The following is a 16175-nucleotide window of genomic DNA, read 5'->3' on the forward strand; positions in this document are numbered from 1 at the left end:
GTTTCTCCGTTCCGGGACGATCTCTGCCGTTCCGGCCCCGTCTCGCGGCGTTCCCGCCCCGGGGCACCACACCATCGGTCCGCCTGACCGAGCCGACCGCCGCGAACGCGCAAGCGACGCGGGTCCCGGCAGCGCAGGCGACACACCTCGGGAGTACTCAACGATGAGTTCCAGACCCCGCCACGCGGTCCGCCGTACCCTCACCGCGATCGTCCCCGTCGCCTCCCTGCTCACCCTGGCGGCGTGCGGCAGCGGCGCCACCACCGCCGACTCGACGCAGGCGGCGGCACCCGGCTCCCCCGGCCTGACCGCGGCCCGCGCTGCCCTGGCGACGTTCTCCGAGCGCCCGGCCGCGATCTCCGTGACCCAGCCCGTCGGCAAGCCGATTCCCCGGGGCAAGAAGATCGACTTCATCCTCTGCGGTGTCCAGTCCTGCAAGGACCTCGCCGACTTCTTCACCGAGGCCGCCGGGGAACTCGGCTGGCAGGTGAAGCAGATCGCCACCCAGGGCACCCCGGAGTCCGTCCAGGCCGCCTACGAACAGGCCCTGCGCGACAAGCCGGACGCCGTCATCGCCTCCGGCTTCCCGCGTGCCGTCTACGCCAAGCAGCTGGCGCAGCTGAAGGCCGCCGACATCCCCGTCATCCAGTCCAACGCCGACGACGTGCTGGGCGACGGCATCTCCCTGCTGAAGAACGGCCCGGAAGACGTCGCCGTCCAGGGCGAGATGCTCGCTTCCTGGGTGGTGGCGAACAGCGGTGCCAAGGCGGACACCGTCTACTTCGATCTGCCGGCGTACACGATCCTCAAGCCCGTCAAGGACTCCTTCGCCACCAAATACAAGGAGTGGTGCGCCGGTTGCGGGCTGGACAACGTCGACGTACCGATCACCTCGGTGGGCAAGGACATGCCGGACCGGGTGGTGTCCTACCTCCGGTCGCACCCGAAGGTGACCCATGTCGTCTTCTCACTGGGTCTGCTCAACGTCGGCGTGCCGGCCGCGCTGAAGACCGCAGGCGTCACCGGCAAACACATCGTGGTCAACGTCGGTGACGCGCAGAACTACCAGTACATCCAGAGCGGTCTCACCGACGGCGCCATGGCGCTGAACTCGCACGAGACGGCGTGGCTCCAGGCCGACGCGCTGGCCCGGCACTTCACCGGCCAGCCCATGGACGTGGACCAGCAGGCGGCGCTGCCCAACATGCTCGTCACCAAGGACAACCTGCCCTCGGCCGACGGCGACTTCCCGATCGTCGAGGACTACCAGAAGCAGTTCAAGGCCCTGTGGGGACTGAGTTGACCGGGCCCGTGCGGACCGGTCCGGTGCTGCGGGTGGCCGCCCTGTCGAAGAGATTCGGCGCCACCCAGGCCCTCACCGACGTCGACCTGGAGGTCGCGCCCGGCGAGATCCACGCCCTGATCGGCCCCAACGGCTCCGGCAAGTCCACCCTCATCAAGATCCTCGCCGGTTACCACCACGCGGAGCCCGGCGCGGTGGCCGAACTCGACGGCGAGCCCTTCGACCTCGGCCAGGTGACGGCCTCCCGCCACGACCGGCTCCGGTTCGTCCACCAGGAACTGGGGCTGGTGGGCGAGTTGAGCGCCATCGACAACCTCGCCCTCAGTCACGGCTTCGCCCGCACGGCCCTCGGCAACATCCGCTGGCCGGAGATGGAGCGGCGGACGACCGCCCTCGTCGAGCGGTTCGGCCTCGGCATCGACGTACGCCGGCCCCTGTCGGCGGCGACCCCCGTCCAGCGCACGGTGGTGGCCATCGCCGCCGCGCTGCAGGGCTGGGAGGGACACCGCGGTGTCCTGGTGCTCGACGAGCCAACCGCCGTACTCCCGCCCGGTGAGGTGGCCCGCCTGTTCGACATCGTGCGGGAGGTCCGCGACGCCGGCGCCGGCGTCCTGTACGTGTCGCACCGGATGGACGAGATCTTCGCGCTCGCCGACCGGGTCACCGTGATCCGCGGCGGACGCCGGATCGCCACCCACCCGGTCGCCGACCTCACTCCGCGCTCACTGGCGGAGCTGATGGCGGGCGAGGAGACGGAGACCGACCACCGTCCCGCGCCTCCTTCCGACCGCGCCGACCCCGTGCTGGAGGTCCGCGACCTGTGGGCCGGGCCGCTGCGGGGGGTCGGCTTCGACCTGGCCAGGGGTGAGCGCCTCGGCATCACGGGCCTGGTCGGTTCCGGCCACGAGATCGTGCCGTACGCGGTGTGCGGGGCCCATGCCGGGCGGGTGAGCGGCAGGCTGCGGCTGCCGGAACGCTCCGAGCGGTGGACCGAGGCACGCGACGCCGACGGACTGGGCCTCCCTCTGGTCCCGGCGGACCGTGCGGGCGAAGGGGTGATCGGTGATTTCTCGGTCGGCGAGAACCTCACCCTGCCGCTCCTTGACCGGCTGCGCGCCCGCTCCGGCCGGCTGGGCCGGCGCCGCGAGTCCGCGCTGGCGGAGGACTGGATCCGACGGGTCGGCGTGCACACGGCCGGCCGCCGCCCTGCCAGTGCAAGGATCACCACCCTCAGCGGCGGCAACCAGCAGAAGGTCGTCATGGCCCGCTGCCTGGCCCAGCGTCCACCCGTACTGACACTGTGCGAACCCACGGCGGGCGTGGACATCGCCACCCGCCTCCAGCTGTACGACCTGATAGAGCGTCAGGCCGACGAGGGCATGGGCGTCATCGTGTCCTCCTCCGACACACAGGACCTGCTCGCGCTGTGCACCCGCGTCCTGGTGGTGCGGGACGGCCGGATCGCCCGGGAGATCAGCGGCCGGGACATCACCGAGTCCGCACTCGTGCACGCCATGGAAGGAACCGAGTGACATGACGTCCACCCCGACCCGGAAGGCGGAGCTCCCGCCGTCCGCACCGGAGAGTTCCACGGTGTCCGCACCGGGGACAGTCGTCCGACGGGCGGTGGCCGCCCTGTCGTTCCGCACCATCGGCGCCGTGTACGTGTGGCTGGTGATCGTCGTGCTCTTCTCCGTGTGGGCGCCGGACACGTTCCCGACCGCCATCACGGTCAAGCAGGTCCTGAACGGCAACGCCGTGGCGGGCCTGGTGGCGCTGAGCGTCGTACCGCCGCTGGCCGCACGGGTCTTCGACCTGTCGATCGCCTACACCATGTCGCTCACCAGCGTGCTGGCCGCGTATTTCATGGTCTCCTCAGGACTCGGTCCCGGCGCGGCCATCGCTCTGGCGATGACCGCCGCGCTGCTGGTCGGAGTCGTGAACGGAATCGTGGTGGTGGTCCTGCGCGTCGACTCGTTCATCGCCACCCTGGCCACCGGCGCACTGATCCAGTCCCTGATCACCATGGTCACCAACGACAGCTCGATCACCGGTGTGCAACTGCTCGCCGAGCCGTTCGCGAGCATCGCCCAACTGGACGTGGGCGGCATCACCCTGCCGGTGCTGTATCTGCTGCTCGCCGCCCTCGCCATCTGGTTCCTGCTGGAACACACCGCCACCGGGCGCCGGTTGTACGCGACCGGTTTCAACGCGGACGCAGCCCGGCTGCAGGGCGTGCGCACAGACCGGCTGCGCTTTCTGACCCTGGTGGCGTCCGCGCTGCTCTCCGGTTTCGCCGGCGTCGTCTTCGCCTCCTCCGTGGGCTCCGGTTCCCCGACGGCGGGCACCCCGTACCTGCTGTCCGCGTACGCCGCCGCGTTCGTCGGGGCGACCCAGTTGCGCGCGGGCCGCTTCAACGCCTGGGGCACGGTCCTCGCGGTCCTCCTGCTCGGCACGGGCATCACGGGCCTCGGGCTCGCCACCAGCGCGCAGTGGGCCGCGAGCCTGTTCACCGGCTCGGTCCTCATCGTGGCGCTGGTCCTCACGGGTGGCCGGATCGCCCTGCCCGCCGTGCTGCGGCGCCGGACAGGGCCTCGGCCGGATATCACTACGGGCAAGGAGGTCTGACGATGAAGGCTGTTCAGTACCGGCGGGTGGGGCACGCCCCCGAGGTCGTGGAGGTTCCGGTGCCCGAACCCGGCCCGGGCCAGGTTCTGTTGAAAGTGACGGCGGCGGGGCTCTGCCACTCCGATCTGGCGGTCATGGGCTGGCCCGAGGACCGGTTTCCCTACGCCCTGCCGATGACACTCGGTCACGAGGGTGTCGGGACGGTGGCGGCGGTGGGCGCCGGTGTCGGCGGCCTGGCGGAGGGCGAGGCGGTGGCGGTGTACGGGCCGTGGGGCTGCGGGCGCTGCCACCAGTGCGCCGAGGGCAAGGAGAACTGTTGTCCGCACGCCGCCGGACTCGGCATCCTGCCGCCGGGACTCGGTTGGCCCGGCGCCCTGGCCGAGTACGTACTGGTGGACTCACCCCGCCACCTGGTTCCGCTCCATGGCGTCGACCCCGTCCAGGCCGCGCCCCTCACCGACGCCGGGCTGACCCCGTATCACGCGATCAGCAGGTCGCTGCCGAAGCTGCTGCCCGGCAGCACGGCGGTGGTGATCGGCGTCGGCGGTCTGGGGCATCTCGCCGTGCAGCTGCTGCGCGCGCTGACCCCGGCCCGGGTGGTCGCCCTCGACGTGAGCAAGGACAAGCTGGGGCTGGCGGCCATGGTGGGGGCCCACGAGACGTTGCTCTCCGACGGCGATGCGGCCACGCGGATCCGGGAACTCACCGGCGGTACAGGCGCGGCGGTCGTCCTGGACTTCGTCGGAGCCGAGTCGACGCTCGCCGTCGCCGCCGCGTCGGTGGCGGTGGCGGGCGATGTCACCGTCGTCGGCCTCGGCGGGGGCACACTGGCCGTCGGCTTCGGGGGCGGGCTGCCGTTCGAGGTGTCGGCATCCTTCCCCTACTGGGGCAGCCGGACGGAGCTCATGGAGGTCCTGGAACTCGCGCGGCAGGGTCTCGTGTCCTCCCACGTCGAGACCTTCACGCTGGAACAGGCACCTGAGGCGTACGAGCGTCTGCACGCCGGTGACATCAACGGCCGCGCGGTGGTGCTGCCGCACACCTTTAGCCCCTCCGGCGTTTGAGGAGCGGAGGTCCAGGGGGCAGAGCCCCCTGGTGACGCTCAGCGGCCGGCCGGATCCCCGGCCGGCCCACTCACATCCACCGTCCGCTCTACGCACCGCCGCAGCACCGTCAGGAACTCCGGTGTCTCCCAGGGGCCCCCGTCCACGCGCCCGGTGTCGTCCACGCCGAGGTCCTGCATGTCGTAGCGGCCCCGGCAGTGGCCGAGGGTGAAGTAGCAGACCTCGCCGAGACCGTGCCGCTTGAGATACAGCACCGGTCGGGGCACGTTGTCGAGAGCCGCCGTGTCGCCCTCGGCGAAACCGCGGCACGGCCCCGTGAACTCGGCGTGCAGCAGCACCTCCAGCTCTCCGTGCAGCTCGCACACGTACAGCTCGTCGGTGACCGTGAAGGGCCCGATCCCGGCGACCAGCGGATGGTCGGGCCGGGTCACCCGCACCTCGTACGGCTCGATCGGCGGGTGGGCCAGGAACTGGCTGCCGAGCACCTCTGCCAGCTCCCCGAGGATCCGGGGAGTCGTGAACATCCGCGGCCCCTCACCCGTCGACGGCTCGATCACCGAGTTGGTGCCGTGCAGGGCGAGCCAGCGCCCGCCCCGCTCGGCGAACCGGGCCAGTGCGGCCCGCTGTGCCGGGCCCGGCCGGACGTCGCAGGTGTAGGTGACCAGCAGGTCGGCCCGGTCGAGGGCGTTCACGCAGTCGTAGTCCTGGTACACCGTGGTGCGCACCCTCGGATGCTCGCCGAGCAGCTCCAGCAGCCGCAGCCGCGCGTGGTCGAAGTCGTGCCAGCGCCCGCCGCAGACGAGCACGGCGTCCAGGCGGCCGGCCGGGCCCGCCACGGCTCAGTACTGGACGCGGGTGAGCAGCCCGCCGTCCACCACGAGGTTGACCCCGACACAGAACGAGCCGGTCCGCCCGAGCAGGAACGCCACCGCCGCGGCCACGTCCTCGGCGGTGCCGTAGCGGCCGATCGGCAGCTTGGCGAGCACCTCCTCGTACACCTCGGGGCGGCTGGTGCGGATGGTCTCCCAGGCGCCGCCGGGGAAGTCGATCGGGCCGGGCGAGACGGTGTTGACCCGGATGCCCCTGGGCGCGAGGGCGTGCGCGAGGCCCGAGGCGTGCTGGACGACGGCAGCCTTGAGCGCGGAGTACGAGTTCGCGCCGGCCGGGCGCGCGGTGTCGGAGGCGTTGGTGGTGCCGATGGCCACGACGGCGGCCCGGTCGGAGGCCTCCAGGTGGGGAAGGGCCGCCTCGACGAGTCCGGCGAACGGGATCAGGTCGCCGCGCAGGCTGGCCTCCCAGGACTCGGGGCCCTTCACGTTGCCCGCCGACACGTTGGACACCAGCAGGTCGAGCCCGCCGAGTTCACCGGCGGCCCGCTCGACGAAGCCCGCGAGCGCGGCCGGGTCGGTGACGTCGACCGCCTCCGCGAAGACGGTGGCCCCCTCGCCGCGCAGTTCGGCGGCTGCCTTGGCCAGCCCTTCCTCGCCGCGGGCGCACAGGGCCAGTGCGCAGCCCTCTGCCGCCAGTGTTGCGGCGATCGCCCGGCCGATGCCCCGGCTCGCACCGGTCACCAGCGCCTTCGCGCCTGTCAGTCCCAGATCCATCGTCGTCACTCCTTTGTGCGGGGGATGTTGCGGGCTGTGTCGCAAGGTGTGTGGGGTGAAACGGTCCCGGTCACTCAGTTGCCGGGAAGCTGCGAGAAGGGCGCCCGGTCGACCCGTGGCTCCGGCGGCAGCTTCAGCACTCGCTCACCGATCAGGTTGCGCTGGATCTGGTCGGTGCCTCCGGCCAGCCGGTAGCCGGGGGCGCCGAGGAGATGCTGCGCCCAGCCGAAGGTGCCGGGTTCCCCGGTGTCGGCGCTGATGCGCGCCCCCATCAGCTCGGCGGCGACCTGTCCCGTGCGGGTGAGCAGGTCGGAGGCCATGAGCTTGGTCAACGACGCCTCCGGACCCGGTCGGCCGCCGGCGGCGCTGGTCCTGGCGACCCGGTCGACGGTGGCCGCGCGCAGGGCGGCACGTACGTACAGGTCGGCGAGGCGCTGGCGGACCAGTGGGTCCGAGGTGCGGTCGAGGGAGCGGGCGAGCGCCAGTACGTCCGTGAAGGTGCCGCCCTTGCGGCGGTTGCCGCTGCCGGAGGCGGTCCGTTCGAAGGCGAGGGTGGTGGTGGCGACCTCCCAGCCCTGGCCCGGGCGCCCGATCCGGAGCCGGTCCGGGACGCGTACGCCGCTGAGGAACACCTCGTTGAAGGAGGCGCCGCCGCTCATCTGCCGGATGGGGCGCACCTCCACCCCGGGGGCGTCCATCGGGACCAGGAAAGCGGTGATGCCCGCCTGTTTGACGACGTCCGGGTCGGTGCGGGCGAGCAGCAGACCGTAGTCGGCGAACTGGGCGCCCGAGGTCCACACCTTCTGACCGTCGATCACCCATGCGTCGCCGTCCTGGTCCCGCCGTGCGCGGGTGCGCACGCCCGCGAGGTCGGATCCGGCACCGGGCTCGCTGAAGAGCTGGCAGGCCAGCAGGTCGGTGCGCAGGAACGCCCGGGCGTGGTCGCGGAGTTGTTCGTCCGTCCCGAAGAGGGAGACGGCCATGGCGACCAGCCGAACGGTGACGCTGATGAGTTCGGTGGACGGCGGCACCTCGAAGGCGGACTCCTCCTGGGCGAAGACGGCCACGTGAGCGGCGGTCAGGCCCGCGCCGCCCTTGTCGGCGGGGAGGGTCAGCGCCTGGTATCCGGCGTCGAAGCGGGCCCTCTGGTAGACGCGGCAGCGCTCCAGCAGCCGGCGTTCCTCGTCCTCGGGGAGGTTGTGGAACACGGCGAGGTCGGCGGACTCCGCGGTGGCCCGAGGTGCTCGCGCCGGTTCGAGCACGGTGGCCAGCCACTGCCGGACCTGTGTGCGCCATGCGTCCGGATCGGGCTGGGACATGACTCCTCCTCGGTCACTTACCAGACGACAGATTCAGTAACGCGGAGGAGCTGCGTGCGCTCACCCCGCTGGAACATGGGGGTATACCTCCGTCTGGGGTCAGAGTGTTCCGTACTTTCTTGATAAACGCTACAGTCACCGCATTCCCTCTCCCCTCGAATCGGGAGAGGCCCGCGGAGCCGCCGGAGGAGCCATGTCGCTGCTGCCACTCGACCGTCGCGCCCAGGAGGCCCCCGACGAGCCCGCCCTGGCGGACGACCGGGGCGTGCTGTCCTGGTCCGCCCTCGCCGACCAGGTGGCACGGGCTGCGGTTCGGCTGCTGGAGTTCGCGCCCGGCCCCGACGACCGGATCGCCGTCCTCGGTGACAACGCGATTCCGACGCTGGTGGCCCATCTGGCGGGCCTGCGCGCCGGAGTGGGGACCGTGGCCGCGTCCCGGAGCCTCACATCGGGCGAGCTCGTGGACCAGATCATCGACGCTGGCGTGACCGGGATCATCGCCGGACCCGCCGGCGCGGGGGCCGCCCTCGACGCGGCCCGGGAGCTGGGTCTGCCGGTCGTGACGCACGGAACCCCGGAGTCCGGGCACGCCTTCGACTGGGAGCTGTGGCTGGCCGCCGCCCCAGCCAGGCGCATCATCCCGACAGGCCGGCCCGCCCGGCCGCCGCTCGTCTACACCTCGGGCACCACCGGGCGGGCGCGCGGCACCGAGGTGCGCTGGGTCAGCAGCCCGGTCGCCGACAGCTCCGCCTATCTCGCCGCGATGTCAGCCCGGCCCGGATTCCCGGCGGGACCGCACCTGGTGTGCGGCCCCCTCCAGCACAACGCGCCGCTGACCTCACTGCGCCACCTGGCGGCCGGTCAGCCGGTGGTCGTCCTCGGCAGATACGACGCGGAGACGTTCCTCAGCCGGGTGCAGAATTGGCAGGTCACCTCGACCGTGATGGTGCCCACCCACTTCCAACGGCTGCTCGCCCTCCCGGAGGTGGTCCGCGCCCAGTACGACGTCTCCAGCCTGCGGCAGGTCTCCCACACCGGCTCCGCGTGTCCGCCGGACGTGAAGCGAGCCATGATCGACTGGTTCGGTCCGGTGCTGACCGAGTCGTACGGCGCCAGCGAGGCGGGCACCGTGGCCCGTATCAGCAGCACCGAGTGGCTGGCACACCCGGGCTCGGTCGGGCGGGTCCGGCCCCCGTTCGAGGTCCTGGTCACGGACGACGACGGCAGGCAACTGCCGTCCGGCGAACGCGGGTTGCTGGCTTTCCGGGCGCCCGACGACCAGGGCGTCCGCTACCACGCGGACCCGGACAAGACCAAGGCCGCCTATCTCTCCCCCGGCGTCTTCACGCTCGGCGACATCGGCTATGTCGACGCGGACGGCTACATCTTCATCACCGACCGGGCCGCGGACGTCGTGGTCTCCGGCGGCGTGAACCTGTACCCGGCCGAGAGCGAGGCGGTACTGCGGCAGCACCCGGCCGTCGTCGAACTCGCGGTGATCGGCGTGCCCGACCCGGACTTCGGCGAGTCGCTGCGGGCACTGGTCGTGGCGGCGGGGGACGAACCGCCGGCCGACGAGCTGGACCGTTTCTGCCGCGAGCACCTCGCCGCCTACAAGTGTCCGAAGTCCTACGAGTTCGTCCCCGAACTCCTGCGCAACGCGATGGGCAAGCTCGACAAACGCGCGATGCGCCGCCCCTACTGGAGCTCGGAACGGACCATCGCCGGCTGAGCCGACCCACCCGCCCCCTCACCCGTACGAAGGATCGTCCATGACCGAACTCCTCCTCATCCGGCACGGCCTCCCCATGGCGGGCGTGTTCGACCCGAGCCTGTCCCCGGAAGGCACCGCTCAGGCCGAGCGTCTCGCCCGCTGGCTCGCGCACGAGGGCATCGACGCCCTCTACTCCAGCCCGTTCCGACGTGCGCGCGAGACGGCCGCGCCCCTGGAGCGCCTCACCGCCATGACCGCCACCGTCCTCGACGACCTGCGCGAGTGGGACACGGACGTGTCCCAGCCCTACACGCCACCGGAGCAGATCGGGACGGACGACCCCAGGGCGGCGGCGCTCGCCGAGGGACGCTACGAGGACTTCGTGCCCGACCTCGACTGGGACGCCTTCCGGGCGCGTGCCGTGCGGGCCATGGACACCGTCTTCGACGCCCATCCGGGTGGGCGGGTCGCGGTCGTGTGCCACGGCGGCATCACCAACACCTATCTGGCGACGGTGCTCGGCCTGCCCACGATGTTCTGGTTCCACCCCGGCTACACCTCCGTCAGCCGGGTGCGGCGCATGCCCGGCGGCCGGATCGTTCTCCACTCGGTGAACGAGACGGCCCACATGATCGCCGAACGCGCCGTCGACGCGGTCGTCTGATATCCGCCCCACACCCAACCAGGAGGTTCCGGTCATGCCCGGATCCGTCATCGTCGCCGGCTCCAGGACACCCGTCGGCAAGCTGATGGGCGCCCTGAGGACCCTGTCCGCGGTCGACCTGGGCGCCCACGCCATCGGCGCGGCACTGGCCTCCGTCCGTCTGGACCCGGCGGCCGTGGAAGCCGTCGTCATGGGGCATGTCGTGCAGGCAGGGGCCGGCCCCAACTCGGCACGCCAGGCGGCGATCCGCGCCGGCATTCCGTTCTCCGTCCCCGCGAGCACGGTCAACAAGCTCTGTCTGTCCGGTCTGCACGCCATCGCCCTGGCGGACCTCATGGTTGCCTCCGGCCGCCACGAGGTGGTCGTCGCGGGCGGCATGGAGTCCATGTCGGGCGCCCCGCACCTGCTGCGCGGAGCACGCACCGGCTGGAAGTACGGCTCGGCCACGGCCGAGGACGCCCTCGACCGCGACGCCCTGATCTGTGCCTTCGACGGCGTCTCCATGGGCGCGGCCACCGAGCGCTATCAGCGGCCGCTGGCCCTGACCCGCGAGGAACAGGACGAGTACAGCGCGCTGTCCCACCAACGGGCCGCCCGCGCCCAGGAGTCGGGCGCGCTGGGCGAGGAGATCACCCCCGTCACCCTCACCGGACGCGGGGGCGAGACGGTGGTGGACGCCGACGAGGGCGTACGGCCGGGGAGCACCTCCGAGAGTCTGGCGCGCCTCAAGCCGGCGTTCTCCGGTGCGGGCACCATCACCGCGGGCAACTCGTCACAACTCTCCGACGGCGCCGCGGCCGTCGTCGTGACGAGTGCGGAGCGCGCCCGGCGCGAGGGCCTGACGCCGCTCGCCGAGATCGGCGCCTACGGCACGGTCGCCGGCCCCGATCCCTCGCTGCTCGTTCAGCCGGCCGGCGCGGTCCGCGACGCCCTGTCCCGGGACAGCCGACTGAAAACCGCCGATCTGCAGCTGTTCGAGATCAACGAGGCGTTCGCCGGAGTGGCCCTGGCCTCCGTACGGGAGCTGGGCATCCCACTCGACAAGGTGAACGTCAACGGCGGAGCCATCGCGCTCGGGCACCCGGTCGGCATGACCGGCGCCAGGCTGGTGCTGACCCTCGCGGCGGAACTGCGGCGGCGGGGAGGCGGCAGCGGAGCGGCTGCCCTGTGCGGGGGCGGCGGCCAGGGCGACGCCCTGTTGCTGCACGTACCGACGCGGACCTGAATCCAGGAGCTGAACCATCATGAACGACCAGTTGCCCCCGGCCCCGACGACCCTCACGGTGGCGGCACGCACCCTCGCCGCGGACGGCGTCGTCTCCCTCACCCTGCGCCGACCCGACGGCGGAGCACTGCCCGCCTGGACACCGGGCGCGCACATCGACGTACTCCTGGACGGCGCAGACGGCGGCACCCTGATCCGTCAGTACTCCCTGTGCGGGCACCCGGCCGAACGCGCGGCCTGGCAGATCGCCGTGCTGCGGGAGCCGCAGAGCCGGGGCGGCTCGGCTTACGTCCACGACCGGCTGCGCGAAGGCGCCACCGTGCGGGTCCGCGGACCGCGGAACAACTTTCCGCTGCGGCCCGCCGCCCGCCAGCTGTTCATCGCCGGGGGCGTCGGCATCACGCCCATCCTGCCCATGGTCGAGGCCGCCGAGGCCGCGGGAGCCGACTGGCGTCTGCTGTACGGCGGCCGTACGCGGACCTCCATGGCGTTCCTGGACCGCCTCGCCCCGTACGGGGAGCGTGTCCTCGTCCGGCCACAGGACGAGTACGGCCTGCTGGACCTCGGCGCGTACGTCGGCGCGCCCGAGGAGGACACGCTGGTGCACGCCTGTGGTCCCGAACCCTTGCTGCAAGCGGTTCAGGACCGGTGTGCGGGCTGGCCGCCCGGCACGCTGGGCGTCGAGCGGTTCGCCCCGGCCCGGACGGCCGGGAAGGGGGCCCCGGCCGAGGTGTTCGAGGTGGAGCTCGCCCGATCCGGACTCACCCTCACCGTGCCGGCCGACCGCTCGGTACTCGAAACCGTCGAGGAGGCCGGGATCGCGGTCGGCTTCTCCTGCCGGGAAGGCACGTGCGGCACCTGCGAGACCGACGTACTCGACGGCAAGCCCGACCACCGTGACTCGCTGCTGACCGAGGACGAGCAGGCCGCCGGAGACACCATGCTCATCTGTGTCTCCCGCTCGTACGGGGGGCGCCTGGTCCTCGATCTGTGACGCCGATCGCGTCCAGCGACGACCAGGGCACCCCCGTACCCCTTCGGTCGGGCACTACCCCGGCCTGGCAGGGGAGGCCCTTATGAAGGTTCCGCGCCGACCCGTGCACCCGGTCCGAGACCGGAACCGGAGTGACGGGCCTGGTGGCGCGGTGTTCAGTACTGCTCGGTCTCCACGAAGCCGCCGTCCGCGTCGTTGTCCGCACCGAAGGCGTCGGCGGCGGCGGTCGGGTTGAATCCGGGCGGGCTGTCCTTCAGGGCCAGGCCCATGTCGGCCAGCTTCGCCTTGACCTCGTCGATGGACTTCGCACCGAAGTTGCGGATGTCCAGCAGGTCGGCCTCGGAGCGGGCGACGAGCTCGCCCACCGAGTGGACGCCCTCGCGCTTCAGGCAGTTGTACGAACGGACGGTGAGGTCGAGCTCCTCGATCGGCAGCACCAGATCGGCGGCGAGGGCGGCGTCCGTCGGGGACGGGCCCATGTCGATGCCCTCGGCGTCGATGTTGAGCTCGCGGGCGAGCCCGAACAGCTCGACGAGCGTCTTACCGGCCGACGCCATGGCGTCACGGGGACGCATGGCCTGCTTGGTCTCGATGTCGACGATCAGCTTGTCGAAGTCGGTGCGCTGCTCGACACGCGTGGCCTCGACCTTGTACGTGACCTTCAGAACCGGCGAGTAGATCGAGTCGACCGGGATACGCCCGATCTCCTGACCGACCTGCTTGTTCTGCACGGCGGAGACGTAGCCGCGACCGCGCTCGACGGTCAGCTCCATCTCCAGCTTGCCCTTGCCATTGAGCGTGGCGAGGACGAGGTCGGGGTTGTGCACCTCGACACCGGCCGGCGGCGCGATGTCGGCGGCGGTGACGATGCCCGGGCCCTGCTTGCGCAGGTACATCACAACCGGCTCGTCCTGCTCCGAGGAGACGACCAGCTGCTTGATGTTGAGGATCAGGTCGGTGACGTCCTCCTTGACGCCCGGCACGGTGGTGAACTCGTGCAGAACGCCGTCGACACGGATGGACGTGACCGCCGCACCCGGGATCGAGGAGAGGAGCGTACGGCGCAGAGAGTTCCCGAGGGTGTAGCCGAAGCCCGGCTCCAGCGGCTCGATGACGAACCGCGAGCGGAACTCGTCGACGACTTCTTCGGTCAGGGATGGACGCTGAGCAATCAGCACGGGGTGTTGCCTCCAGTGGTTAGGCGCCCGCTATGTGACGCCGTAGACATAGAAAGGGTACGGGCGCCAGAGGCCCCGCAGTCTCCACGGGGGTCCAACGGAACGTGCCCCGAGCCGGCGAGGAGGCTCCGGGCCTCCCTGCCGACCGCCGCGCGCAAGGCGTTCCGGGCCATGACGGAACAGCCGCCGGGCGCGGACGACGGCACGAAATCCCTGTTCAGGGGGTTGCTGTCATGGCGCGGGAGGCTCACACGTCCGCCCAGAACGCCGACGGACATCCGCCGGCACGGCAGCTCCGGCCTTCCAGCACCAGCCGGAGTTCCCGAAGGATTCCTCCGTTCGGGCGGAGTCGCAGGGACGGGAGCGCGCTCGAAACGCCGAGGGACAGCAGCCGAGGGACAGCAGGAGGGCAGGCCCCGTACGGACCGCAGCGCAACCGTGCCGCCCTCGTGCGCTTCCTCCCGGACCGGAAGAAACCCTCTGGCCGTCCGAACCGTGCACGTGGCCCTCCCACCGCACACCGAGAAACCGATCGGTTTTCACCACGTCCGGGTCGGTTGACCTCACAGCATGGCCACCGAGGCGAAGCCAAGCACCAGAGAGCGGCTACTGGGGGCGGCGGCCACGCTCACCTACCGGGACGGCGTCGATATCGGCGTCGAGGCGTTGTGCAAGGCGGCGGGGGTGTCGAAGCGCTCCCTGTACCAGCTGTTCGAGAGCAAGGACGAGCTGCTGGCAGCGAGCCTGGAGGAACGTGCCTCCGACTTCGCGGCGACCCTTCTGCCCGCGCCGGACGACGGCCGGTCACCCCGCGAGCGGATCCTGCATGTCTTCGAACAGGTGGAGTCGCAGGCAGGTGCGGCCGAGTTCCATGGCTGCCGGTACCTGGCCGTTCAGATCGAGCTCAAGGACCAGAACCACCCCGCGAGCCGGGTGGCCCATAGGGTCAAGGCGAACCTGACGGCGTTCTTCCGTGCCGAGGCGGAACGGGGTGGGGCGAGCGACCCCGACCTGCTGTCCCGCCAGCTCAGCCTGGTCTTCGACGGCGCCAGCGCCCGTGCGGGGATCAGGGCCGACAGCCTGACCGGACTCGTGGCACCCACCGTGGCCGTCCTCCTCGATGCGGCCGACCTCCACTGACCCCCTTTCACGCCACCCCGATGGCCACGCCCTCCGGGCCGACGCCCGCCACCGGCGGCCGAAGCACCCCCATCGGCTCCACGCTTTCCCTGCGACTGCCACGAGGGACGCCCCGCATCCACGACGGGAGCGCCCCAGGGACGCACCCGGGCCGGCCGCGCGCACCGCTCTCCGCAGGCACCGCGAAACTCCCACCCCGCGCCCACAGCACGCCCGCTCGACCGGACCCCGTACCAGCAAGCAGTGCGCCAGGGTCTCCGCGCTGAACAACGCGGGGAACGTCATCACCCTCACCCGTGAGTTCCTCGCCTCGCTCCGCGACGGCGTACGGGTCGACCAGGGTTATCCGAACAGGCGCCGCTGGATCTCACGCCGATAGTCCTCCAGGGTCCTGTCGAGGTGTGCCGCGGTGGCCTCGGCGGCTTCCTCGGGGCGGCCGTCGCGGATGGCCCGGTAGATCGCCTCGTGTTCCTCGACAGCGAATCCGGTGTTCTCGCCCAGCGTGTCGTGGATGCCGATGGCGCTGGACTGCCGCTGCAGCCGGCGCGCGTCACGCACGGCGCTGGCGAGGAAGGTGTTGTGCGAGGCGGCGGTCACGGCCGCGTGGAAGTCGTCGTCAGCCTGGTTGAAGACGTCGACCTGGCCGTGGACGAACCCGTGCCGGCACTGCTGCATGGCGACCTCGATGGTGCGCAGCTCGGAAGGCGTGGCACGGGTGGCCGCGAGGCTGCCGGCGGCCATCTCCTGGACCCTGCGGAACTCGAACAGCATCAGGACGTGGTCGATGTCCACGGGACGGAAGAAACCTCCCCACCGGCTGGTGATGAGCATTCCCTCGTCGTCCGCGACGAACAGCCCTCGCCCCTTGTGGGCCCGCACCCGGCCGAGCGCCGAGAGGATCTTCACGGCTTCCCGCACCACCGCCCTGCTGGTGTTCAGCGTCTGGGCCAGATCGATCTCCGTGGGCAGCCGGTCACCCGCCACCATCCGCGCCTCGGCGATGTACTCGAGGATCCGCTCCGCCACGATCTCGTACCCGGGGCGGTAGTCACGCCGCTCGCTCGAGCCGTTCACCGCTGCTGCCGCAACGGGAAGGGGCTGCGCCGGCAAGGCCTCTTGGGTCGCTGGCGTGTCGTTCATCTGTGCTGCCTCCGGGATGACTGCGGCGAACGCGACTGATCGCTGGTGAGCCTCACTTATCGTACCTCAGCCAACAATAAGTCCTACTCATTCTTCAGATGCTCCCGCCGTAAGCCCGTGAAGTGGTGAGAAAATAAGCGACTTATGGTGCATAAAGTCACTCAACTCTTGCGCCAGTGCCCATAACCCCGCCAAAAGAACG

14 protein-coding genes are annotated in these 16175 nt (G+C 71.2%); 9 read left to right on the top strand and 5 right to left on the bottom strand.

The features are described 5' to 3' along the window. Positions 1-163 precede the first annotated feature (163 nt). Genes IEY89_RS21980 through IEY89_RS21995 form a run of 4 tightly spaced genes read left to right on the top strand, consistent with a single transcriptional unit; the run spans position 164 to position 4995 of the window. On the top strand, positions 164-1303 hold the full coding sequence (locus IEY89_RS21980) for a substrate-binding domain-containing protein (protein ID WP_189149162.1): 1140 nt from the start codon (positions 164-166) through the stop codon (positions 1301-1303). Next, a complete protein-coding gene (locus IEY89_RS21985; protein WP_189149163.1) occupies positions 1300-2835 on the top strand; it encodes a sugar ABC transporter ATP-binding protein in 1536 nt (511 codons plus the stop codon). The genes IEY89_RS21980 and IEY89_RS21985 overlap by 4 nt, the downstream gene beginning before the upstream one ends. A gap of 1 nt (position 2836) precedes the next feature. After that, a complete protein-coding gene (locus IEY89_RS21990; RefSeq protein ID WP_189149164.1) occupies positions 2837-3931 on the top strand; it encodes an ABC transporter permease in 1095 nt (364 codons plus the stop codon). A gap of 2 nt (positions 3932-3933) precedes the next feature. Further along, positions 3934-4995, top strand: a complete 1062-nt coding sequence (locus IEY89_RS21995) for an NAD(P)-dependent alcohol dehydrogenase (protein WP_189149165.1) — start codon at positions 3934-3936, stop codon at positions 4993-4995. A gap of 38 nt (positions 4996-5033) precedes the next feature. Here IEY89_RS21995 and IEY89_RS22000 read toward each other — a convergent pair whose 3' ends face one another. The 3 genes from IEY89_RS22000 to IEY89_RS22010 form a co-directional block, all read right to left on the bottom strand. Beyond that, the gene (locus IEY89_RS22000) at positions 5034-5831 is read right to left on the bottom strand and encodes a ThuA domain-containing protein (protein ID WP_189149166.1); all 798 of its coding nucleotides are present in this window, start codon (positions 5829-5831) and stop codon (positions 5034-5036) included. 3 nt (positions 5832-5834) lie between these two features. After that, positions 5835-6599 (bottom strand): SDR family NAD(P)-dependent oxidoreductase, encoded by a 765-nt coding sequence (locus IEY89_RS22005; protein WP_189149167.1) that lies wholly within the window; start codon positions 6597-6599, stop codon positions 5835-5837. 74 nt (positions 6600-6673) lie between these two features. Next, positions 6674-7918, bottom strand: a complete 1245-nt coding sequence (locus IEY89_RS22010) for an acyl-CoA dehydrogenase family protein (RefSeq protein WP_189149168.1) — start codon at positions 7916-7918, stop codon at positions 6674-6676. 193 nt (positions 7919-8111) lie between these two features. On the opposite strand from IEY89_RS22010, the gene IEY89_RS22015 reads away from it, so the two are divergent. The 4 genes from IEY89_RS22015 to IEY89_RS22030 are packed head-to-tail and all read left to right on the top strand — an operon-like array spanning position 8112 to position 12515. Continuing rightward, positions 8112-9650, top strand: coding sequence for an AMP-binding protein (locus tag IEY89_RS22015; protein ID WP_189149169.1), 1539 nt, complete (start codon positions 8112-8114; stop codon positions 9648-9650). Between the two features lie 40 nt (positions 9651-9690). Then, entirely contained in the window at positions 9691-10296 is a 606-nt protein-coding gene (locus tag IEY89_RS22020) for a histidine phosphatase family protein (protein WP_189149170.1), read from the top strand. 34 nt (positions 10297-10330) lie between these two features. Next, positions 10331-11521, top strand: a complete 1191-nt coding sequence (locus tag IEY89_RS22025; protein WP_189149171.1) for an acetyl-CoA C-acyltransferase — start codon at positions 10331-10333, stop codon at positions 11519-11521. 19 nt (positions 11522-11540) lie between these two features. Continuing rightward, the gene (locus IEY89_RS22030) at positions 11541-12515 is read left to right on the top strand and encodes a PDR/VanB family oxidoreductase (RefSeq protein ID WP_189149172.1); all 975 of its coding nucleotides are present in this window, start codon (positions 11541-11543) and stop codon (positions 12513-12515) included. Between the two features lie 155 nt (positions 12516-12670). On the opposite strand, the gene IEY89_RS22035 is transcribed toward IEY89_RS22030, so the two are convergent. Next, positions 12671-13693, bottom strand: a complete 1023-nt coding sequence (locus IEY89_RS22035) for a DNA-directed RNA polymerase subunit alpha (protein WP_189149173.1) — start codon at positions 13691-13693, stop codon at positions 12671-12673. 570 nt (positions 13694-14263) lie between these two features. On the opposite strand from IEY89_RS22035, the gene IEY89_RS22040 reads away from it, so the two are divergent. Further along, on the top strand, positions 14264-14833 hold the full coding sequence (locus IEY89_RS22040; RefSeq protein WP_189149174.1) for a TetR/AcrR family transcriptional regulator: 570 nt from the start codon (positions 14264-14266) through the stop codon (positions 14831-14833). A gap of 342 nt (positions 14834-15175) precedes the next feature. Here IEY89_RS22040 and IEY89_RS22045 read toward each other — a convergent pair whose 3' ends face one another. Further along, complete coding sequence (locus IEY89_RS22045; RefSeq protein ID WP_189149175.1) at positions 15176-15973, bottom strand: FadR/GntR family transcriptional regulator; 798 nt, start codon at positions 15971-15973, stop codon at positions 15176-15178. Positions 15974-16175 lie beyond the last annotated feature (202 nt).

It is taken from the genome of Streptomyces lacrimifluminis (assembly GCF_014646095.1).
Classification (GTDB): domain Bacteria; phylum Actinomycetota; class Actinomycetes; order Streptomycetales; family Streptomycetaceae; genus Streptomyces; species Streptomyces lacrimifluminis.